General features: G+C 57.1%; 19 protein-coding genes. 9 read left to right on the top strand and 10 right to left on the bottom strand.

What is annotated here, in order from left to right:
• Nucleotides 1-32: 32 nt before the first annotated feature.
• Complete coding sequence (locus IQ265_RS17340; protein WP_106870528.1) at nucleotides 33-485, top strand: DUF3531 family protein; 453 nt, start codon at nucleotides 33-35, stop codon at nucleotides 483-485.
• Between the two features lie 56 nt (nucleotides 486-541).
• Here the strand turns inward: IQ265_RS17340 and IQ265_RS17335 are convergent, their stop codons facing one another.
• Nucleotides 542-1,513, bottom strand: coding sequence for a ribose-phosphate pyrophosphokinase (locus IQ265_RS17335; RefSeq protein ID WP_194055858.1), 972 nt, complete (start codon nucleotides 1,511-1,513; stop codon nucleotides 542-544).
• 216 nt (nucleotides 1,514-1,729) lie between these two features.
• Here IQ265_RS17335 and IQ265_RS17330 point away from each other — a divergent pair, with 216 nt between their 5' ends.
• Entirely contained in the window at nucleotides 1,730-2,119 is a 390-nt protein-coding gene (locus IQ265_RS17330; protein WP_194055856.1) for a VOC family protein, read from the top strand.
• 74 nt (nucleotides 2,120-2,193) lie between these two features.
• Here IQ265_RS17330 and IQ265_RS17325 read toward each other — a convergent pair whose 3' ends face one another.
• Nucleotides 2,194-2,511: a DUF3067 family protein gene (locus tag IQ265_RS17325; RefSeq protein WP_194055854.1), complete on the bottom strand. Its 318-nt coding sequence runs from the start codon at nucleotides 2,509-2,511 to the stop codon at nucleotides 2,194-2,196.
• A gap of 451 nt (nucleotides 2,512-2,962) precedes the next feature.
• Here IQ265_RS17325 and petC point away from each other — a divergent pair, with 451 nt between their 5' ends.
• From petC to typA, 3 genes are all read left to right on the top strand, one after another.
• Nucleotides 2,963-3,505, top strand: a complete 543-nt coding sequence (petC, locus tag IQ265_RS17320; RefSeq protein ID WP_194055852.1) for a cytochrome b6-f complex iron-sulfur subunit — start codon at nucleotides 2,963-2,965, stop codon at nucleotides 3,503-3,505.
• A 73-nt stretch (nucleotides 3,506-3,578) separates the two neighbouring features.
• Nucleotides 3,579-4,544 (top strand): cytochrome f, encoded by a 966-nt coding sequence (gene petA, locus IQ265_RS17315; protein ID WP_194055850.1) that lies wholly within the window; start codon nucleotides 3,579-3,581, stop codon nucleotides 4,542-4,544.
• 272 nt (nucleotides 4,545-4,816) lie between these two features.
• Nucleotides 4,817-6,607, top strand: a complete 1,791-nt coding sequence (typA, locus tag IQ265_RS17310) for a translational GTPase TypA (protein ID WP_194055848.1) — start codon at nucleotides 4,817-4,819, stop codon at nucleotides 6,605-6,607.
• Between the two features lie 68 nt (nucleotides 6,608-6,675).
• On the opposite strand, the gene IQ265_RS17305 is transcribed toward typA, so the two are convergent.
• A complete protein-coding gene (locus IQ265_RS17305; protein ID WP_194055846.1) occupies nucleotides 6,676-7,185 on the bottom strand; it encodes a hypothetical protein in 510 nt (169 codons plus the stop codon).
• A gap of 82 nt (nucleotides 7,186-7,267) precedes the next feature.
• On the opposite strand from IQ265_RS17305, the gene IQ265_RS17300 reads away from it, so the two are divergent.
• A complete protein-coding gene (locus IQ265_RS17300) occupies nucleotides 7,268-8,425 on the top strand; it encodes a DUF58 domain-containing protein (RefSeq protein ID WP_194055844.1) in 1,158 nt (385 codons plus the stop codon).
• 294 nt (nucleotides 8,426-8,719) lie between these two features.
• On the opposite strand, the gene gatB is transcribed toward IQ265_RS17300, so the two are convergent.
• The 3 genes from gatB to IQ265_RS17285 form a co-directional block, all read right to left on the bottom strand.
• A complete protein-coding gene (gene gatB, locus IQ265_RS17295; protein WP_194055842.1) occupies nucleotides 8,720-10,207 on the bottom strand; it encodes an Asp-tRNA(Asn)/Glu-tRNA(Gln) amidotransferase subunit GatB in 1,488 nt (495 codons plus the stop codon).
• A 169-nt stretch (nucleotides 10,208-10,376) separates the two neighbouring features.
• Complete coding sequence (locus IQ265_RS17290; protein WP_194055840.1) at nucleotides 10,377-11,261, bottom strand: 4-hydroxybenzoate solanesyltransferase; 885 nt, start codon at nucleotides 11,259-11,261, stop codon at nucleotides 10,377-10,379.
• 100 nt (nucleotides 11,262-11,361) lie between these two features.
• A complete protein-coding gene (locus IQ265_RS17285; RefSeq protein WP_194055839.1) occupies nucleotides 11,362-12,327 on the bottom strand; it encodes an RsmB/NOP family class I SAM-dependent RNA methyltransferase in 966 nt (321 codons plus the stop codon).
• Nucleotides 12,328-12,944: 617 nt separating this feature from the next.
• Here IQ265_RS17285 and IQ265_RS17280 point away from each other — a divergent pair.
• Together IQ265_RS17280 and IQ265_RS17275 are read left to right on the top strand one after the other, a co-directional pair.
• Nucleotides 12,945-13,130 (top strand): hypothetical protein, encoded by a 186-nt coding sequence (locus IQ265_RS17280; RefSeq protein WP_194055838.1) that lies wholly within the window; start codon nucleotides 12,945-12,947, stop codon nucleotides 13,128-13,130.
• Nucleotides 13,131-13,380: 250 nt separating this feature from the next.
• Nucleotides 13,381-14,361, top strand: a complete 981-nt coding sequence (locus IQ265_RS17275; protein ID WP_194055837.1) for a putative 2-dehydropantoate 2-reductase — start codon at nucleotides 13,381-13,383, stop codon at nucleotides 14,359-14,361.
• 49 nt (nucleotides 14,362-14,410) lie between these two features.
• Here IQ265_RS17275 and psb29 read toward each other — a convergent pair whose 3' ends face one another.
• The 3 genes from psb29 to IQ265_RS17260 all read right to left on the bottom strand — a co-directional run bounded on the left by psb29 (nucleotide 14,411) and on the right by IQ265_RS17260 (nucleotide 17,181).
• Nucleotides 14,411-15,163 carry a photosystem II biogenesis protein Psp29 gene (gene psb29 / locus IQ265_RS17270; RefSeq protein WP_194055836.1) on the bottom strand — a complete coding sequence of 251 codons (753 nt, stop codon included), beginning with the start codon at nucleotides 15,161-15,163 and terminating at the stop codon, nucleotides 14,411-14,413.
• 81 nt (nucleotides 15,164-15,244) lie between these two features.
• Nucleotides 15,245-16,243 carry a glycosyltransferase gene (locus tag IQ265_RS17265; RefSeq protein WP_194055835.1) on the bottom strand — a complete coding sequence of 333 codons (999 nt, stop codon included), beginning with the start codon at nucleotides 16,241-16,243 and terminating at the stop codon, nucleotides 15,245-15,247.
• 32 nt (nucleotides 16,244-16,275) lie between these two features.
• Nucleotides 16,276-17,181, bottom strand: coding sequence for a LysR family transcriptional regulator (locus IQ265_RS17260; RefSeq protein ID WP_194055834.1), 906 nt, complete (start codon nucleotides 17,179-17,181; stop codon nucleotides 16,276-16,278).
• A 309-nt stretch (nucleotides 17,182-17,490) separates the two neighbouring features.
• Here IQ265_RS17260 and IQ265_RS17255 point away from each other — a divergent pair, with 309 nt between their 5' ends.
• Complete coding sequence (locus IQ265_RS17255) at nucleotides 17,491-17,808, top strand: hypothetical protein (RefSeq protein WP_194055832.1); 318 nt, start codon at nucleotides 17,491-17,493, stop codon at nucleotides 17,806-17,808.
• 243 nt (nucleotides 17,809-18,051) lie between these two features.
• On the opposite strand, the gene IQ265_RS17250 is transcribed toward IQ265_RS17255, so the two are convergent.
• The gene (locus IQ265_RS17250; RefSeq protein ID WP_194055830.1) at nucleotides 18,052-19,545 is read right to left on the bottom strand and encodes a glycosyl hydrolase family 57; all 1,494 of its coding nucleotides are present in this window, start codon (nucleotides 19,543-19,545) and stop codon (nucleotides 18,052-18,054) included.
• Between the last annotated feature and the right edge of the window lie 130 nt (nucleotides 19,546-19,675).

Here is a 19,675-nt window from a genome sequence, read left to right as displayed (position 1 = left end):
CCTATGCTGAGAGTGCAGCGTAGGGCTTTGTTATGCAGGTTGAATTTCGCGAGTGCGACTTCTTTAACCTTTGGATCTGGCTAAAGTTTGAGACCGTGCCCTCAAACATGGAGCAGCAGTACATCGACGAAGTCTTTTCGTCGTGGTTCTTTTTGGGCAAGCTGGGCGGGTTTAACGCCGAAAACCTTCAGGTGCAGGACACCGGACTGGATATCAGCTACCTGCCCTACGACGAGAATCAGCTGGGCAACAGCATGCTCTCGGTCATGCACAACATGGGCGAGGTCGAATATCAGGGGCTCTGGGCCCGCTGCTGGTTCGACCTGGGCACCAGCGATGCCCTGGCCCTCGATGTGTTGATCAACACCTTGGAGCAGTTCAGTCGTGAATATGTAGTGGTTGAAACCTGCTACATCGGCGGCGAAAACCCCGACTGGCCAATTCCGGGTAGCGGGCGGCCTGAGTTCGTCGACGAAGACGCCTAACACCCTCCATCTAGGACAGGCTGAGCGCAGAACCCAAGTGTTCTGCGCTCAGCCTGTTAACGAAACATGCTGCTGACCGAGCTTTCCTCATGGATGCGCCAGATGGCTTCACCCAGCAGGTTAGCCATCGACAGCACGGTTAGCTGATCAAACTGACGGGCGGCGGTCATCGGAATCGTGTTGGTGACAATCACTTCCTCAAACAGACCTGCCGACAGGCGCTCTACCGCCGGCGGCGAGAAGACTGGGTGGGTGGCGCAGGCATAAACCTGGCGAGCGCCCTCCTGCTTGAGCAGACGTGCTCCTTCACAGATGGTGCCAGCGGTGTCGATCATGTCGTCAACCAGCACAGCGGTTTTGCCGCGCACATCGCCCACCACATTCATCACCTCAGCGACGTTGTGGGCCTGACGACGCTTGTCAATAATTGCTAAAGGCGCGTCGTTGAGCTTTTTGGCAAAGGCACGAGCGCGGGCCACACCGCCTACGTCGGGAGAAACCACGACTAAGTCTTCTAGATTTTTGCTGGCGATATAGTCAATTAGCACCGGGGTGCCGTAGACATGATCACAGGGAATGTCAAAGTAGCCCTGGATTTGCGCCGAGTGCAGATCAATGGCCAGCACCCGACTGGCACCAGCTTTCGTCATCAGGTTGGCCACCAGCTTGGCGGTGATTGACTCACGCCCGGCGGTCTTGCGATCGGCTCTAGCATAGCCATAGTAGGGAATTACGGCGGTAATCTGCCGAGCCGAGGCGCGCCTGCAGGCATCGATCATAATCAACAGCTCCATCAGGTGATCGTTCACCGGTTGGCAGGTGGGCTGAATGAGATAGACATCGCAACCGCGAATCGACTCCTGAATTTGAATATAGAGTTCGCCATCGGCAAAGCGCTTGCGCACCATAGGGCCAAGATCTAGCCCTAGATAACGAGCCACTTCGCGCGCCAAGTCAACGTTGGCTGAGCCCGAAAATAGTTTGAGGCGGTTGTTCTCTCCGAAGTGGGGTAACGACGGAGTTTGCATCGGCAAAGTGGCAGAACGGATCACATCAGGCCCTCTGAGCATGTTCACCTAGGAAATCCTAGCATTTCAACCTAAAAAGCTTTTGAGCAATTATCCTTAAAATGCTGCGATCGCTGGGGCAGCTGCGCTACACCTAACCCTAGCGTTCCCACGCCAGCGGGTAGCTGTCACTCAACTCCAGATATTGCCTAATAAAGCTATTTGGATAGTTTAACTATGTCGTTTTTTCAAGGTATCCATCACATAGCGATTATCTGCGGCAACTACCCGCGATCGAAGCAGTTTTATACCCAGGTGCTGGGGTTTGAGGTGATCCGAGAAACCTATCGGTCTGAGCGGCAGTCCTATAAGCTCGACCTGCGCCTGGGGGATCACGCCCAGATTGAGCTATTTTCCTTTCCTGACCCACCGCTGCGTCCTTCACAACCAGAGGCGCGAGGGCTCAGGCACCTGGCCCTAGTGGTAGACGATCTAGAGGTAGCCCTGCAGCATCTCCACAGTCATCAGGTTGTCACCGAGGCTGTTCGCTTGGATGAGCTGACCGGCAAACGCTTTGTTTTCTTTCAAGATCCCGACCATCTGCCCATCGAGCTGTACGAGCGCTAAGGCTAGCCTGTTTTTTGTGTCGGGCATGGCAATGCTGATGGGCTAAGGACTGCGGCCAGACCCGATGACACACCCTAAAACTCGTCGGTCAACCACTCTAGCGCCCGCTCACCCAGGGGCAGGGGAATGCTAACAGCCTTGCCCAAACGGGGGCGATCGCGGGTCTGGGCAATCCACTGCTGCACGTAATCTACCTGGCCCCACTCATGCAGGTACAGCATCACCTGACTCAGGTGAGCCAAGTACTCCTCCTCGCTCAGCGGAAACGACGCCTGCTCCAGGTAACGCCACATTACCTGGAGAAAAATTTTGCCCTGGGTGCGCCGAAACTGAATATCAAAAGAATAGCCCCACTTTTCGATCAAAAGGGTCTGCAAGTCTGCCCCTGTCATTGCCCTAGCCCTACCATCGCCACACTCGATACATTTCTTTACGATACGCCCTGGTGGTCAGCCCCGGTTGAACCCCTGCCACACCTGCCAAAATTCGCCAAATTTTTCGGTAATCAAGCAGATAAAGGCGTTCCTGCGTTAGATCTGGTTTCGTTGCCGTTTTGGTCCCTGGATAGCCCTAGTTAGCTGGGTTTTCTGGTAACTAAAGCAAAAAAACCTGCGATCGACTCACTCCTTTTACCTCTAGCAAGGATTTTCTGAGAACAGCAAGGTGCAATAATACGATTGGTAAAGCTAAAGGCGTGGTCAGCGACATCGGGACTGCTCCAATTGGTGCCCCGTTAAGGGTTTGCCTAATTGCGGTAAAGGCGACAGGCCTACTGCTAATCTAGGCTCAGCTACCGCCGTTGATAGCTGTTATTCATTTGAAACAGGTATACCAGTCTGGATTATGACTCAAGTTTCTGGAACCTCCGATGTCCCTGATTTGGGGCGACGTCAATTTATGAATTTGCTGACTCTGGGGGCCGCGACCGGGGCCGTCGGGGGCATGCTCTATCCCGTTATCAAGTACTTTATTCCCCCTTCTAGCGGCACCGGCGGGGGCGGGGTAACCGCGAAAAACGAGTTGGGCAACGATGTCATTGCCAGCGAGTTTGTAGCTGCTCACAACCCCGGCGATCGCGTTCTGGTGCAGGGGCTCAAGGGCGACCCCACCTACCTGGTGATTGAGGAAAGCGGCTCCCTCGAGAGCTACGGCATTAGCTCCATTTGCACCCACCTGGGCTGCGTGGTGCCCTGGAACGCCAGCGAGAACAAGTTCATGTGCCCCTGCCACGGCTCCCAGTACGACGCCACTGGCAAAGTGGTGCGCGGCCCGGCTCCCCTATCTCTGGCTCTGGCCCATGCTGATGTCACCGAAGATGACAAAGTCTCTTTGACCAATTGGACCGAAACTGACTTCCGCACCGGTGAATCTCCCTGGTGGGCCTAGGGTTTTCCCCAGGCTTGGCCTAAATTTTGGCAACCTGCGACGACATACTCCAGTTGACATAAGTTCTGAACGCATGAATAGATTGACGTCATTTATCAACGGCTTGCGCCCCTTTGCCATCACCTGCGTTGCCTTTCTGACCGTGTTGGCAGGCTGGCTAGCGGTTCCTCAAACTGCCGAGGCTTACCCCTTCTGGGCCCAAGAAAACTACGCTGTCCCTCGCGAAGCAACCGGGCGCATTGTATGTGCCAACTGCCACCTGGCCGCCAAGCCCACCAAGGTAGAGGTGCCCCAGGCCGTACTGCCCGACTCCGTTTTTAAGCTCAAGGTCGAAATTCCCTACGATCTGGGTACTCAGCAGGTGCTAGGCGACGGCAGCCGTGGCGGCCTGAACGTAGGCGCGGTAGTGGTGCTGCCCGAAGGCTTCAAGATTGCGCCCCCCGATCGCATTTCCGAAGAGCTGAAGGAAGAAGTCGGCAGCACCTACTTCATGCCCTACAGCGACACCCAGGAAAACATCGTGCTGGTTGGCCCTCTGCCGGGCGAGCAGTACCAGGAAATCATTTTCCCCGTGCTGTCTCCCGACCCCAACCAAAACAAGTCGGTTTCCTTTGGTAAATACCAGATCCACGTCGGCGGCAACCGTGGGCGCGGACAGGTTTACCCAACTGGTCAGGCCAGCAACAACACTGCCTACAACGCCACCGCGAGCGGCACTGTAACCGATGTTGAACCCCAGGCGGCGGGTGGCTACCTCATCACTATTCAGTCTGAGGACGGCAACGAAGTCACCGAAACCATTCCGGCTGGCCCAGAACTGCTGGTTGCCGCAGGAGACGTGGTAGAAGCCGGTAAGCCCCTGACCAGCAACCCCAACGTGGGCGGCTTTGGTCAAATGGACACCGAGATCGTGCTGCAGAGCCCCAACCGCATCAAGGGTCTAGTTGCCTTCTTGGCCGCCGTCATGCTGACCCAGATCATGCTGGTGCTCAAGAAGAAGCAGGTGGAGCGAGTACAGGCTGCTGGCATGACTATGTAGGCTATCAGCGCCTAGCTAAAGCCGCTCCGTTAGGCGCATCAATCCGAGTGATTAAAGCACTTAGGTAAAAAAGGACGTCCGTTGACGGGCGTCCTTTTCTGCGTCATTTTTTATGATCCAAATTAGCAACGCCACTTTCGTCAGCGGTCTGTTTGGTGAGCTACAATTGTTAAGTCTTTTTGCATATTCGGAACTTGTCTTGAGCTTCCTAACGTTTGGCGCTCGGGGGTAGTTTCGTCGCCCGCTTACTGTCGCCTAGGTTTTACACAGTTATGACGCTTCCCATTCGCAACGTTGCAATCATTGCTCACGTTGACCACGGCAAAACCACTCTGGTAGACGCCCTGCTAAAGCAGTCCGGCATTTTTCGCGAAGGGGAAGATGTACCTGACTGCGTCATGGACTCCAATGACCTAGAGCGAGAGCGTGGCATCACCATTTTGTCGAAAAATACCGCCGTCCGCTACGGCGAGACCCTGATCAATATCATCGACACCCCTGGTCACGCCGACTTTGGTGGTGAGGTGGAGCGGGTGCTGGGCATGGTTGACGGCTGTATATTAATCGTGGATGCCAACGAAGGCCCCATGCCCCAGACTCGCTTTGTACTTAAGAAGGCACTGGAGAAGGGCCTGCGTCCGATTGTGGTGGTTAACAAGATCGATCGCCCCCAAGCCGAGCCCCACGGGGCCGTGGACAAGGTGCTCGATCTCTTCATTGAGCTTGGGGCTGACGACGATCAGTGCGACTTCCCCTACCTGTTTGCCTCGGGCCTAGCAGGCTACGCCAAAACCAAGCTCGAAGACGAAGGCATCGACATGAAGCCGATGTTCGAGTCCATTCTTGACCACGTACCGCCCCCGGTGGGCGATCCTGAAAAGCCGTTGCAAATTCAGGTCACTACCCTCGACTACTCCGAGTACCTAGGCCGCATTGTGATTGGCAAAATTCACAACGGCACCATCAATGCGGGGCAGCAAGCCGCCCTGGTAAAAGAAGACGGTAGCATGGTGAAGTCAAAGATCTCTAAGCTGCTGGGCTTTGAGGGCCTGCGCCGCATTGAGATTGAGTCGGCTTCGGCGGGCAACATTGTGGCGGTGGCAGGCTTTGCCGATGCCAACATTGGCGAAACCATCACCTGCCCCACCAACCCCCAAGCACTGCCGCTGATTAAGGTAGATGAGCCGACCCTGCAAATGACCTTTGTGGTCAACGATTCACCCTTTGCGGGGCAGGAAGGCAGCTTTGTCACCTCGCGGCAGCTGCGCGATCGCCTCATGCGCGAGCTTGAGACCAACGTAGCGCTGCGGGTCGAACCCACCGATTCCCCCGATCGCTTCTCGGTGTCGGGCCGGGGCGAGCTGCACCTGGGAATTTTGATTGAAACCATGCGCCGAGAGGGCTACGAGTTTCAGGTCTCCCAACCTCAGGTCATTTATCGCGAGGTCAGCGGTCAGCCCTGCGAACCCTATGAGCTGCTGGTGCTCGATGTACCCGAAGAGGGCGTAGGCGGTTCTATGGAGCGCATTGGCCAGCGCCGGGGCGAGCTGCAAGACATGCGCATTATGGGCGATGGTCGCGCCACCCTGGAGTTTGTGATTCCGGCCCGTGGACTGGTCGGCTTTCGCGGTGAGTTCATGCGCCTGACCCGAGGGGAAGGCATCATGAACCACAGCTTCTTAGACTATCGCCCCCTGGGTGGCGATATTGAGGCTCGCCGCAACGGGGTGCTGATTGCCTTTGAGGAAGGGGTGGCTACCTTCTACGCCCTCAAAAATGCTGAGGATCGCGGCGTGTTCTTCATTACCCCCGGTACTAAGGTCTACAAGGGCATGATCGTGGGCGAGCACAACCGCAACCAGGATCTCGAACTCAATATCTGCAAGACCAAGCAGCTGACCAACCACCGGGCCGCTAGCGGCGACGAGCTGGTGCAGCTACAGAGCCCTGTCGATATGAGCCTGGAGCGGGCCCTAGAGTACATTGGCCCCGATGAGCTGGTGGAAATTACTCCGGAGTCGATTCGTCTGCGCAAGCTCTCTAAGAAGCTAGTCAAGCGCTAACCAGCAGAGTTCTGAGCTGATAGGGTGGCTGGGCTCCAGTCGCCCTATTTTTGCGAGAGCCGATAGGTCTAGTCGGGACTGGTGATCTCGATGGGGTCGCCGGCCAGCATGCCGCACTGGTAAAAGTGCATGTAGTCTTTGGCCAAACTCTCTGAAATTTGGGTGGAGCGCAGGTCGCGGCGCATGGCTAAGAAAATGTCGGCCATAGCCATTTCGATCTGGCGGCGGGCTGTTTCATCGGCTTGAATAAGGCTTTGAATGTCGCCTTTGGCATCGACCCAGTGGCGATCGTAGATATCCATATAGTCAAAAAGAGCTGCTAAAACGTCGTCTGACGCAAACAGCCAACCTTTCTCAATATCGGCTAAAATTCTGCGCCGATCCTGGCTGGTTTTAGCCAAAATCAAGCCAAATAGGGCTCCGTTCAGGTCTTCGTAGAGCCTCTGTCTGCGCTCGGTGAGTTCCGTTTGTCGTTTGGCCCTCTCCTGCCATGAATACGTTGCCACCCCAATTGCGCCGGTCAGCAGCACCCCGACTAACGAGCCGATTAGCGGCAGCAGTGGACTCAGCGTTTCCATGCGCTCACGCTCAACCTCTGTGAACTGATTCCTGATACCGCAGTGTTTGGGTATGCTCTGCTAGTTAGGGTAAGGCAACTGAATGAAATTTGCGGCACGCTTCACCAACTGGTTAGAACATCGCTGGGTTAACCCCGCCTACGTGGGCTGGGTGCTGCTGGGGCTGGCGCTGTTCTTTTTTGCGGCGGCGACAAACACTCTAGCGGGCTGGCTCTACGTGATTAGCGGAGTAATGCTGGCGCTACTGGTGATAGCGGCCCTGCTGCCGCCTCGCAACTTGAATGGGTTGGTGGTGACGCGATCGCCCATTCAGCCCGTCACCGCCGACGTTCCCCTGGCGATCGAGCTGCAGGTTCGCAATCCACAGCGCTCGGCGAAGGGGCTCTTTCAAGTTATCGATCCCCTGCCCACAAGGCTGGGGGCAGTCCAGGTTACAGCGATCGGCAACCTTCTCCCTGGTCAGACTTACACCTGGCGCTATCAGATTTCCACCCAGCGTCGGGGCATACATCAGTGGCCCAGGACCGATCTGCGAACGGCAGCACCCCTGGGGCTGTTCTGGTGCCGACGTTCGATGGAAGCGCCCGCAACGGCAGTGATCTACCCTCAGGTGTTGCCTCTCAAGCGCTGCCCCCTGATCGATACCGTTGGCCTCCGCAACGGCCAGCACTGGCGCTACAACCCGCTAGCCCAAGCCGATACCCAGGGGGTAACGCGATCGCTGCGCCCCTACCGCTGGGGCGACCCGACTCGACTCATTCACTGGCGGACTAGCGCCCGCTACGGCGAACTGCGAGTGCGTGAACTCGAAACCATGACCGCTAGCCGCGAAGTCGTTATTGCCCTCGACACAACCGCCCGCTGGGATGAAACCAGTTTTGAGCAGGCAGTAGTCGCCGCCGCTTCGCTCTATACCTACGCCCTTCAGCAAGGCTTCACCGCTGTCCTGTGGCTGCCTGCCTTAGCCGGGCAAAATAACCTGCTGCGAGAGCGCAATCAGGTGATGTACGCCCTGGCTGGGGTAGAACTAGCCCCAGCTCAGAACGCTACGCCGCTGCCCCAACAAGCAACAATCTGGCTCACATCGGCGGGAACCGAGGCAGGGCTTTTGCCCGCTGGCAGTCGTCAGATCGTTTGGGGCAATGGCTCTGCGACAGCGGCTTCGGGCAGCGGCTTAAGCACACTGCGGGTTGACCCCAATGAGCCATTAGAGACTCAACTGCAGGTCAATATTACTTAGTAGCCTGCTCCCCAGGGACACGAGCAGACACCTAAAAGCGCCTTACGCAACGCCAACAGGCACACAAGGATTCTCACAAGGGTTCCATTGCTAAAGACACTTAAACTTGGCAACCCCTCACCTAGCGATACCCTGAGACATCTCAAGCAAAGCGTGGAGCCAAAAAAAGACAAAAAAAAGGAGAGCCCAAAATAGCTCTCCCTACCATCAGGGTGCATCTGATACCATAATAGCCCAAAAATTACATGGGGGGTGAGACCCCTTATTGATTTTCGTCAATCGTTCTAGCAGGCATCATGCATTCAGCTTTTGGCTAAGAAGCTGATTGCTCAGTTTTGGATCTACCCGACCGCCACTGCGCTTCATGAGCTGGCCCACAAAGAACCCTTGGAGCTTTTTCTTGCCGCCGCGATAGGCCTCTAGCTCCTCTGGATGAGCAGCCAGTACTTCGTCGATCATGGCTTCAATTTGAGCGGGATCAGAGATTTGGCTCAACCCCCGTGCTTCTACGAGAGCCTTGGGTGAACCGCCCTGGGTCAGCAGCTCCGGGAGCAGATCTTTGCCGATTTTGTTGCTGATGGTGCCGGCCTCAATCAGCTGCACCAGCTCAGCCAGCCCGGCAGGCGTTAAGGGCAGGGCATCAATGGAGAGTTTCTCGTTGTTGAGGTAGGCGGCAATATCCTGGGTGATCCAGTTAGAGGTGAGTTTGGGGTCGGCCCCGGCGGCTACGGTGGCCTCAAAGTATTCGGTAATGGCGCGCTCGTCACTGAGCACGCGGGCATCGTAGGGCGAGAGGCCAAACTCGGTCTCGTAGCGGGTGCGCTTTTGAGCTGGCAGTTCAGGCAGTTCGGCTAGCCAGCCTTCTTTCTGCTCAACCGACACCACAATAGGAGGCAGGTCAGGTTCTGGGAAGTAGCGATAGTCGCTGGAGCCTTCCTTAGAGCGCATGCTCTTGGTGCGCTGGCTGCTCTCATCCCAAAGGCGTGTCTCTTGAACGATTCTTTCGCCCGACTCGTTGGCCTTAATCTGGCGATCAATTTCGTACTCGATCGCCTTTTGAATGGCGCTGAAGGAGTTCATGTTTTTAATCTCCACCTTGGTGCCAAATTCCTCCTGGCCCACCGGGCGCACGGAGATATTGACATCACAGCGCAGGGAGCCCTCCTGCATATTGCCGTCGCTAATGCCCAGGTAGCGCACAATGCGGCGCAGCTCTTGAGCGTACTCAGCGGCCTCTTGGCCAGTGCGAATGTCGGGTTCGGAGACAATTTCGATCAGGGGCACCCCGGCTCGGTTGTAATCCACCAGGGAATAGGTGGATCCGGCCAGGCGATCGCTGCCCGCATGCACCAGCTTGCCAGCGTCTTCCTCCATGTGCAGGCGGGTAATGCCGATGCGCTTGCGGGTGGCCTCTTTGGTTTTCTTGTCGATCAGCTCAATCTCTAGCCAGCCGTGCTCGGCGATGGGCAGGTCGTACTGAGAGATTTGGTAGTTTTTGGGCAGGTCAGGGTAAAAGTACTGCTTGCGATCGAACTTAGAGTAGGGAGCAATTTGGCAGTTGAGGGCGAGCCCCGCCTTGACGGCATACTCCAGCACCCGCTGGTTGAGCACCGGCAGCACCCCCGGCATACCCACCACAATCGGGTCGATGTAGGTATTAGGGTCTGCGCCAAAGGCTGTAGAGGCCGGGGAGAAAATCTTGGTTTCGGTGCACAGCTGACAGTGAGTTTCAAGACCGATGATGGCTTCGTACTTGGTTCTGGCGGGGGCCGCAGTGGTCATAAACCGCTCCAACGGGGAATTGCATTGCCTCCTATTGTAGCTTTGCGGGGGAGGGGGGATGAGGTGGGTGGATGGGTAGGCGGGTAGGCGGGTGGATGGGTAGGTGGGTGAGTGGAATGAGAGGGGAGGGGTAGGGGAGGGCAAGGAATTGAGGGTGCGAGAGAGAGGGCTACACCAGGAGACCTAAAATCATGCCGATGAGGAGCACAAAGCCTAGCTGGACGTTTTGCCTGAAGATTTGCCCGTAGAGCTGAAGGGGAGGTTTGTAGCGGTTGAGCAGGTACGACTGGCGCGACCAAACCAGCAGCGCGGCACCTAACCCTAACCAGTAGGGAAAGGCCAGAAAAAGCAGCAGGCCCAGCCAAATCAAGAGCAGCCATGTGCCCAAGAAGCAAAAGCTGATGAACTGGGGGGCATAGTCGCCAAAGAAAAGGGCTGACGAGTTAATGCCGAGGCGGCTGTCGTCGTCGCGATCGGGGATGGCGTAGACCGTATCAAAGCCCAGGGTCCACAGCACGACGGCTAGCCACAAAATCCATACGGGCAGATCCAAATTGTTAGCCACGGCGGCCCAGGGGATCAGCACCGCAAACCCCCAGGCCAGCGACAGCACCAGCTGAGGCACGGGAAACACCCGCTTGGCCAAGGGATAGAACAGAATAAACGGCACCGCCAGCACACACAGCCAAAAGCTTAGCGCGTTGAGGTAGAGCGAAAGCCCGTAGGCGCAGAGCAGCGACACCAGCAGCACCCCAATGCCGACCTGCACGGAGAGATCGCGGGCGGCCAGAGGGCGCGTGCGGGTGCGGGCCACGTGGGGATCAATGTTGCGATCCCACAGGTCGTTGACGACGCAGCCAGCGGCGCTGGTGGCCAAGGTACCCAGCACGATGACGCCCACCAGGGGCAGCGGAGGTCGTCCCTGGGCCGCTAGCACCACCGACCACAGGGCCGGGATCATTAGAATTAGCCGTCCAGTGGGCTTATCCCAGCGCAGCAGGCGAACAATGGCATCCAGCGTAGAGGGTTGAGGACGGGTAGAAGGATTGGCCATGGTCGCCAGCGATCGCTCATAGGTACAGTCTTTAGCATAGCGGCCCTAGGCTCTGGCCAAAAGCGCTGCACCCAGGGCACTGGGTTAGTTGAAAGACTCATTAGGGCGATGCCTCTGCACCATAGATCTTCATGCCGTGAGTTGTGAGGAAATCGAGGTTAAGGGGGGCAACGCTCTCGTCCCGGTTGCGCAGTAGAACCGTAAAGCCTCCGGCACCCAAACTCGACTGGGGCCAAAGGCGATAGCAGGGAAAGGAGGTCAAAGGTGAAGCATGATCTCTCAGGGCTGGCACCTCCACCGCTTCAAATTGAGGAAATTTTTTCATCAGCCAGGCGGCTACCTGCTCGTTTTCTTCAGGCGAAAAGGTGCAGGTCATGTAGGCCAAGTAGCCCCCGGCAGCCACAGTTTGAGCCGCGTGGGCCAGAATGCGCTTTTGGCGGCTGGCATTTTTCTTGATGTTGACGGGGTGAAAACAGCCCAGGGCGTCGTCGCCTTTGGCCAGCAGCGACTGCCCGCTGCAGGGGGCGTCGACAACGACTACCGAGGCAGCATGGCGAAGCTGTTCTGCAAAAATCTGGGGATCAAGGTTAAATACCAGAGCTTCTGTAGCCCCGCAGCGCTTGAGGTTAGAGATTAAAATCTTGACCCGCTTGCGAATCACCTCGTTGCACCAGAGATGGTTGGGGCTGAGAGCCTGCCGCGCCAGCAGGCTTTTGCCACCAGGGGCAGCGCAGAGATCGAGCACGGCTTCAACAGGTGTAGGGATGGCGCTAAAAACAGCAGCAGAGAACACCGACGCCATGTCCAGACAATAGTAAGCTCCAGACTGGTGGAGCAGGTGCTGGCCGGGGCGCTGATCGGGGGTGAGGCGATCGACCCAGGCAGGCTGCCAGGCCAGAGCAGGGGCGATCGCAAAGGGAAGCGGCTCCGGGCGCGGTTGCACCCACACAATGGCCGAGGGAAAGGGCTGAGGATTGGTTAACGCCTCGACAAAGGCATCGCGATCGCGCTCCTCAGTGAACAGCCGATGACTCAGTTTTAATAGCAGCTTAGACGGTTGACCCATAGGGCAGGATTATGCCACAGCGTGCGGCTCTGTAGCGTAGATGTAAGTCCTGAGCCTCAAGCCCTATTCTCAGTATTCCTGGTTTCAGTCAATCGATCCATCGACTCAAGCTATAACTAAAGAAGGATGTGGTTTAAAACGATCACTCCGGAAGCAATATACTACTTATAAAGCTATCAGCAGCCATATCTTGTCGAGAAGAAGCCCCAAAAGATCAATAAATTCTTCATCAGTCAAGAGGGATACTACCCTTGTTTGAGCTGATCCCTGACAAGTTTACGATCATTAAAGTTTTTAGACCGAGTCACATCTAAAATTGTGAATGGGATTAAAGCAAATATAAAGAAATCGTGAATGCCGCTATTATTTTTTGGCGGCTGAAGCCTTTTAATACTCAGGTGTTTGAGCCTTAGGGCAGATGATCCCCATTTTTTCAAGAGTGAAAATGTAGGGGTTATGTGCAGCTTTAGGAAGCCACTATGAAATCAGTGCAGTGCCGGGTGTCATCTTGTAGCCGCTGCCGTTTTTATTCCCCAGAGGGCCGTCGGGGAGGGCAATGTAGCCAGCTTGGAGTGCCCGTAGAGAGCCGCTGGGCACCTTGTTCTTTGGCTGTACCAATGTTCTCAACTCCGCTGGTAGAGATGAAACCCCTCGACTTTTTGCCCCAGCCAATGGAGCTGACTTTTCCCGACGGTCTGCTGGAGACGGCGTTGCTAGAGGCAGCGCTAGATGCACCATCGGTACCTGTACGTCAAACGAAAACCGCCTATCCAACCCCAGTCCCTGCTCGTATACGACGCTGAAGAAATCAGCATGAAGCAGTAAGATGCCAAGGCCTGTTATCGATAGCCGCTGGTGGTCTAAAAATCAGAGGGTACAGCCCCTAGCCCACCGTTTGGGCCGGACGTGGCAATGCTAATGACATCAGGACTTTAGCCAGAACTGATGACACGTTCTAGGGCGCGCAGGTTAAACTCAAGTATCAATGATTTGTCGGCCTGTTTTGGTGGTTCAGCCTAGTTCGTTAGACAGCTTTCGAGTTATGACGGCCCGATGACGCGGCGTTACGCCATTGTTGGCACTGGGGCCGTTGGGGGCTACTACGGCGCTTGTCTGCAACGAGGCGGAGCCGAGGTGTATTTCCTGCTGCGCAGCGACTACGACCATGTGGCACAGCACGGCTTGGTAATCGAATCAGTGGCCGGTGATTTTGCGCTTCCCCAGGTGCAGGCCCACCACAGCGCTGCCACCATGCCTCCCATTGATGTGGCCATTATTGCCCTCAAAACAACCCAAAACGGGCTGTTACCTGAGCTGTTGGCGCCCATTTTGGGGCCAAAAACAGCGATTTTGACGTTGCAAAACGGCTTTGGCATTGAAGATGAACTGGCCGCATGGATGGGTGCGGCTGGAGCCGATCGCGCTATTTTTGGTGGGTTGTGCATTATCTGCGCTAACAAAGTCGGCCCCGGCACCATTCGCCACATTGACTACGGCAGCGTGCTGCTGGGGCAGTATGGCCGCGATCGTCAGCCCGCCGGAGTTTCGCCGCAGCTCGAAGCCATTGAGCAAGATTTTCGAGCGGGGCAGGTAGCCGTAGAGCTGGTAAACGACCTGCGCCTGGCCCGCTGGCGCAAACTGGTGTGGAATATTCCGTTTAACGGCCTCTCGGTGGTGATGAATGCCACTACTACGGCTATGATGGCTGACCCGAATATTCGCCAATTGGCTGAGCAGCTGATGGTCGAAGTGCTGGCGGCGGCGCGGCGGGATGGAGAATCGCTTTCTCCCGGTCAGGATCGGCAGCTGCCCGGAGAGCTAGTAGCGCATATGCTGGCCCACACCGAGCACATGGCCCCCTACCGCACCAGCATGAAGATTGACTTTGACGAAGGGCGACCCCTGGAGGTAGAAGCTATCTACGGCAACCCCATGCGGGCCGCGCAAGCCGCCGGGGCGGCAGTACCCAAAATTGAAATGCTGTACCACCAGCTCAAGGCGATCGATCGCCGCCAGAGCCAGACACCACACTGACCCAAATTCCTCAGGCAGCCGCGCCGTGTTGAGCACAGTATGGCGACAGCTATTCCGCTGCTTCACCCGATTCAGCGGCTTTAGGGGCAGTGACGACCGACTCACTGATGGCTTCAGCGGCGGCTTCGGCGGCTTTCTGGCGCTCTTCGCGTTTTTTGCGATCGGCAGCCAGCATGTCTTTCATCACTTCTTGCGCCTGGGCAAATTTTTCCAGGTTGCTGCGGTAGAGTTCGACATCTTTTTGCAGCTTGTCGGTAGAGATATTGAGCTTGCTGGCCAGATCTTTGAACAGAGCCTCAACGGTGTCTTTTTCTTTAAGGGCATCCTCAGCGGCGGCGGTTTCAACTAAGGTGTAAAGCCCAACGCCAAAGGGGCGGCTGTACTTAAATTTTTCTTTGTTGGCCACGGCCGCTAGAGTGCCACGCAGGCCATCGCCGCCCTCAGATAAGTTTTCAAACTGCCCCTTCAAGTCGTCTAGAGACATACCGCCGACCGAGGCTTTGAGTGCTTCGGCGTCGCCGCGATAGTGCTCGGGGGTACTGTTGATGGAGCGGCAGAGGGCGTTAAAGATGGAGCCTTTGTCGTTTTCGGGCTCGTAGCCAACCATGAAGCGATCGAAGGTGGTAACGATGCCCAGGGCGTAGATCGGGTCGTAGGCAAAGTCTACGTTGACCGAGAGCAGATGCATTTCTACCATCAGCTCGTCTACCACGCGCCGGTAGATGGAGTTGATAGGGCGGGTGTGGTGGGTATAAAAGTCGCGCTTGGCGTCAGATACCGTGCGTACAGGAGCGTTGTTCACAGCCTAGGGTTCAAAATATTACAGTTCTTATATTGTCTCGCGTGATTGTGCCTTTGCCAACCTACCCACCCAAGGTGGGGATCAACGGCCTTTGAGCTTTTTGCGCACTTTAGCGGCCGTACGCTGCAGCCAAAGACGAGTCAGGCGAGGCTTGGTGAGATTGGGAATGTCGGTGCTGTGCTTGGCCCGGTAGTCGAAGAAGTGGTTGATTTCAGCCAAGATCACCCGCAGCCGGGGCAGCAGGGCATCGGCGCGGTAGGGGATTAGCTCCTCTGGGGTCATCGCTAGGGGGTTGGCGGTTTGCAGGGCGGCGAGAATGCGATCGCAGTCGTACCCCGCTGAATACACCCCAATTTTGTAGCAGTTAAACCCCGGATCTAAATAGTCGGCCAGCGCCCCGTTGACGCTGGTAAATACCTGACAGCCGCAGGCCATTGCCTCCATGGGCGGCAGGCCAAACCCTTCGCTCACGCGGCTCAGCGCCCAGTATTCCGCCGAGTCGTAGAGAAAAATTTTGCTGCGGTTGAACAAAATCGATAGATCATCGACAAAGCCCTCCAGCTTGACCAGATTGCAGTGGGGTTCTAGAGTCGGGACAAGCTGGTTGAGCAGGTAGCTCGACGACTTACGCGTCTGCACCAGCACGTCGATGTCTCTAAGCTGCTGCCGATTGGTAAACTCGGGCGAAATGTGGTTTGGCAGGTGAAAAATCAGCCCGTTGGGCCGCTTTTGCCCCCAGTAGCCCATCGAGTTGCGGCTGACGGTAATGATCGGAATATCGCCCGGCAGGTTAAACCCGTAGCCGCTGCTGTGGGCGTGGTAGACCACGGGATAGCCCCGCAGCCGCTTTACCAGTCGGGGCACATGAAAACCCCAGCTGACCACAAAAATGCTGTCGCTTAGGTTCGGCTGCTGGAGCAGGTCATCTAAAAAAAGGGTATCTGCCTCGCGCTGGTCGTAGGTGACCACCTCGGCAGAGCAGACCTGCTGGGCCAGCTTCAGGGTTTTGAGTTCGGCAAACAGTCCGCCGCAGTGGAAGCGCTTGCCAGTGCCAGGGACAAGAAAATAAAGGTGGCGCATAGGTGTAACCCTGGATCAAACGCCCTGCAATTTTAGACGGCTTTGGCGCAGCTAAACTCGCCCACCTCCCGCAGGGCGTCTAAAAAGGCGTAGAGGGCTGGGGTGTGCAGGGCATCTTTGAGAATGGTGGCCCCGATCGGACGGGAGATCGGAAACGGCAGGGGGCAGATCTGCACCTCGGGCGGCACGGGCTGAGCCGCCAGACGGGGCAGAATGGCGAGGCCCAACCCCTGCTGCACCATCGCCACCATGGATGAGTCGTGGCGAATGCAGTAGGCAATCTCTAACGGATGCTCCTGGGCACCTAGCACAGTGCGAATGCGCAGGCCGCAGCTGCTGTGGCTAGAGCCGATGATGGGCATTTTGCGCATTTCATCGACGCTCAGGGTGCCGGTGATCGAGCGATAGCCAGGGGGCAGCAGGGCCACGTAGTCGTCGTCAAAAATCGGCAGGGTTTCCACATCGTCGCCATCGATGGTTTCGGCGACGCAAATGTCAACTTCGCCTTTGACCAGCGCCTGCTTGAGCTGGTGCAGCTCATCCATTTCGTGGACGCTAATGGCGATCGCAGGGTACCTCCGGTGCAGCCGCGCGATCGCCCCCGGCAGCACGTGGGTAGCCACACTGCGAAACGAGGCAATCCGCAGGGTGCCGCCCTGCACTCCGCGAGCCTGGTTGGCCTCGCTGGCAATGGTGTCGAGCAGGCCCAGCATGGCGCGGGCGTGGGCGGTAATGCGATCGCCCACCGGGGTCAGCCGCGCCCCGTGGCGACCACGCTGCAGGAGGGTAATGCCCAGCTCGTCTTCTAGGGTAGAAATGGCGTGGCTGACGGTTGACTGGGTGATATCGAGCTGCAGGGCGGCTTCGCTGAAGTTGCCGCAGTCTGCGATCGCAACCAGGGCACGCAGCTGGGAAAGCTTGACTTTGTTGAGGTTCATGGCTGGTTGAAACCCCTAAACGCTGACTCTAAGGCTAAGGGCTGGCGCTAAACCAGCCTATCGATTTTTTGCATAGAACCTATTCACGTCATGCTTTGTTACATTCTGGCCACCCGCATAGATTAGGTATATCGACGACGGCAGCCCAGTTACCACTGCGCTCCCAGCTCGGGTTCAACCCCTAGCTTCTAGCCTTAGCACTGTAACCTTTACAGCTCAGTATGACCCCTGGCGGGTCACAGAGCCTGCTGCCTGAGCGTCGTCTGCTCCAATTCTGGAGCCCCATTTTAATTCTAGGGAGGCAAAACCATGGACACTACCCGCAGACCCAACCGTGACCTGCAGCAGCAGCGTCAGCGCCTAGAGGCCCTGGTGCAACCCGCCCTAGGCACTCGTATTGACAACAGCCCCACTCACAGCCCCCTTCACGACTTAGGGCAGGCCCTCAAACAGTTAGGAGATCGAACCATGAGATTCTTTACCGGCCAAAACGAACTGCGCATTTGGCAGCGCACCCGCAACGGTCAACCGCGCTGGTTTGCCCACGACCCGGTCACCAACCGCACCCGCTCGTTCTACTCTGAGCAAGACGTGCGCACCTGGCTCGATCAGCGCTACTACGACTAATCTGCGCTGACGACCTCATACAACATCCGATTGGTAAACCCCGATTTATAGTCAGGAACCCGGTAGGGGCGCAGCATGCTGCGCCCCTACAAAAATTGGTGGTTGCTTGTTTTTGGAGCTGATTCTGAATCCAAATTCAAAAAACTGCGTCAAAACAGGCATTTCGTAGGGGCAAACGGTTGTTTGCCCTATCCATTGGGGGTTAATTAACCAAGCTGGGTCATCGGTGCTGACTCAAGTGCCCTAGGAAAAATCGTGAGAGAGAATGGCCTGGCCACGGCGGTAGAGTTCTTCGGCGTAGCCCGTCCAGGTGCCCTGGCCCCAGTAGCGAAAGCAGCTGGTTTGCAGCAGCAGGTTGTGAATCAGGGCGTTGCGGTAGCGATACTGCCGCTCCAGCGTATCGCCCTGCTCGCTCTGGCGCTGCATGGTTTGGTGAAACTGGGCAGACAGGCGCTGCATGGGGTCGAGCACGTTGTCGTAGCCCTGCACCCAGCTGCGATCGCCCGTCCAGGAGCCACCCTCCATCGAAAAGCCCTGGTCTTCGGCGTGGATAGCGGCAATCGCGTTTGTCACCGCCTCGGTTCCGGTCGCGTCGCCCACGGCCTGCCACAGTCGGGCCTGCCCCACCGCCTGACAGGTCGGGAAGGTCTCCGGGCTGCACCCCGCCGCCGCCAGCAGCTCCAGGTATTCGGTACCGTTAAAGCCCACTACGCCCCGACGACCGCCGCCGTTGTCGCGCATTTCGTACCACGATCGCATGAAGGCGCTGGGGAACTCGTTCATCATCACGCCGCCGTTTTCGCCGTCGCTGATCTGGCTGACCAGCTGCGGCACGGTGGCGTTGCCTAGAGCCACTTTTCCCAAAGTTTTGGCTTCCCAGTAGGGCTGCATTTGACCCACCAGCTTGGTGTCAGACCCCTGGGTTTTGATCAGCACCACGATCTCTTCGACCTCGCCGTGAGAGTTGCGAGCCACCAGGCGGTGAGGCAAGTGGGGCTGCGAAAGGCCGTGTCCTTCCAGACTTTCTACCGTGTGCTCCTGCACCAGCATCCAGCGATAGCCGCAGTCTTTGAGGGTTTTGACGAAGGCGTAGAGCACGTCGGGATGGTTGGGCAGGTGCATCTCCGGCGGCGAAAAGCCCCGCACCCGGGCCAGGGCCTCAGCCCCAAATAGGGCAGCAAAGTGGTGCTGCCAGGCCCGGATGTGCAGCCTGAGATCGGGCACGGGGGTCGAGGGCACCACTGCGTGACCCCAGCAGGTGCCCAACCACTCGACATAGGGCTGGTAGGTAGGGTCGCAGGCCAGACGGCGCAGCTTGGCCAAAATATCCTGGCGGTCCATCTGCTGCAGGCCCCACAGCAGGGTGCCCGAGTAATCGAGCATGACGCGGGGATTGCAGCCCTGGTTCACCAGCTCCGGAATAAAGTCACCCAGGCGGGCGTAGCAGTAGGCGAAGGTACCCGCGTTGTGGTTGTCGCCGTCGTAGGGGTGCTCAAACATGTACTGGAGGTGGTTGATCAGCTCCCCTGTGGCCCCAGCCGGAATGGTGGGCTGGTGCATGTGTAGAGCGATCGCAAAGCCTGCCGAAATATCGGCCAGCGACAGATTGGTGCGCGGCAAAAATACTGGCTCGTCGCTGGCCATCACGGCGGCTACATCCGCCTCGCGACCCGACAGCGGCGGTAGCCCATCTTCTAAGGCAGGCCAGTCGATGGGGGAGAGTACAGCACCAGTCATAAACAATCTCCAGGGATCGGCATCCCCCGTTTATCAGCGGGAAGCCTGTGGTCTCTCCTTAGTGTTGCACCGACGAGAGTGTTTACCTACAGCTGGTAACATTTCGTGGTCTGGCAAGTCACGCCTCTAA

The sequence above is a fragment of the Nodosilinea sp. LEGE 06152 genome, assembly GCF_015207525.1.
In the GTDB taxonomy this organism is placed as follows: Bacteria; Cyanobacteriota; Cyanobacteriia; order Phormidesmidales; family Phormidesmidaceae; genus Nodosilinea.
Note: the sequence above shows the minus strand (reverse complement) of the source record. Positions and strands in the feature narration are given on the sequence as shown.

Excerpts from the sequence above, each read along its gene's own strand:
- typA (WP_194055848.1), top strand. The coding sequence starts at position 4,817 with ATGACGCTTCCCATTCGCAACGTTGCAATCATTGCTCACGTTGACCAC.
- IQ265_RS17265 (WP_194055835.1), bottom strand. The coding sequence starts at position 16,243 with ATGCGCCACCTTTATTTTCTTGTCCCTGGCACTGGCAAGCGCTTCCAC.
- IQ265_RS17330 (WP_194055856.1), top strand. The coding sequence starts at position 1,730 with ATGTCGTTTTTTCAAGGTATCCATCACATAGCGATTATCTGCGGCAAC.
- petC (WP_194055852.1), top strand. The coding sequence starts at position 2,963 with ATGACTCAAGTTTCTGGAACCTCCGATGTCCCTGATTTGGGGCGACGT.
- IQ265_RS17335 (WP_194055858.1), bottom strand. The coding sequence starts at position 1,513 with ATGCAAACTCCGTCGTTACCCCACTTCGGAGAGAACAACCGCCTCAAA.
- IQ265_RS17285 (WP_194055839.1), bottom strand. The coding sequence starts at position 12,327 with ATGGGTCAACCGTCTAAGCTGCTATTAAAACTGAGTCATCGGCTGTTC.
- IQ265_RS17280 (WP_194055838.1), top strand. The coding sequence starts at position 12,945 with ATGTTCTCAACTCCGCTGGTAGAGATGAAACCCCTCGACTTTTTGCCC.
- IQ265_RS17290 (WP_194055840.1), bottom strand. The coding sequence starts at position 11,261 with ATGGCCAATCCTTCTACCCGTCCTCAACCCTCTACGCTGGATGCCATT.
- petA (WP_194055850.1), top strand. The coding sequence starts at position 3,579 with ATGAATAGATTGACGTCATTTATCAACGGCTTGCGCCCCTTTGCCATC.
- gatB (WP_194055842.1), bottom strand. The coding sequence starts at position 10,207 with ATGACCACTGCGGCCCCCGCCAGAACCAAGTACGAAGCCATCATCGGT.
- IQ265_RS17275 (WP_194055837.1), top strand. The coding sequence starts at position 13,381 with ATGACGCGGCGTTACGCCATTGTTGGCACTGGGGCCGTTGGGGGCTAC.
- IQ265_RS17325 (WP_194055854.1), bottom strand. The coding sequence starts at position 2,511 with ATGACAGGGGCAGACTTGCAGACCCTTTTGATCGAAAAGTGGGGCTAT.
- IQ265_RS17250 (WP_194055830.1), bottom strand. The coding sequence starts at position 19,545 with ATGACTGGTGCTGTACTCTCCCCCATCGACTGGCCTGCCTTAGAAGAT.
- IQ265_RS17305 (WP_194055846.1), bottom strand. The coding sequence starts at position 7,185 with ATGGAAACGCTGAGTCCACTGCTGCCGCTAATCGGCTCGTTAGTCGGG.
- IQ265_RS17255 (WP_194055832.1), top strand. The coding sequence starts at position 17,491 with ATGGACACTACCCGCAGACCCAACCGTGACCTGCAGCAGCAGCGTCAG.
- IQ265_RS17300 (WP_194055844.1), top strand. The coding sequence starts at position 7,268 with ATGAAATTTGCGGCACGCTTCACCAACTGGTTAGAACATCGCTGGGTT.
- IQ265_RS17340 (WP_106870528.1), top strand. The coding sequence starts at position 33 with ATGCAGGTTGAATTTCGCGAGTGCGACTTCTTTAACCTTTGGATCTGG.
- IQ265_RS17260 (WP_194055834.1), bottom strand. The coding sequence starts at position 17,181 with ATGAACCTCAACAAAGTCAAGCTTTCCCAGCTGCGTGCCCTGGTTGCG.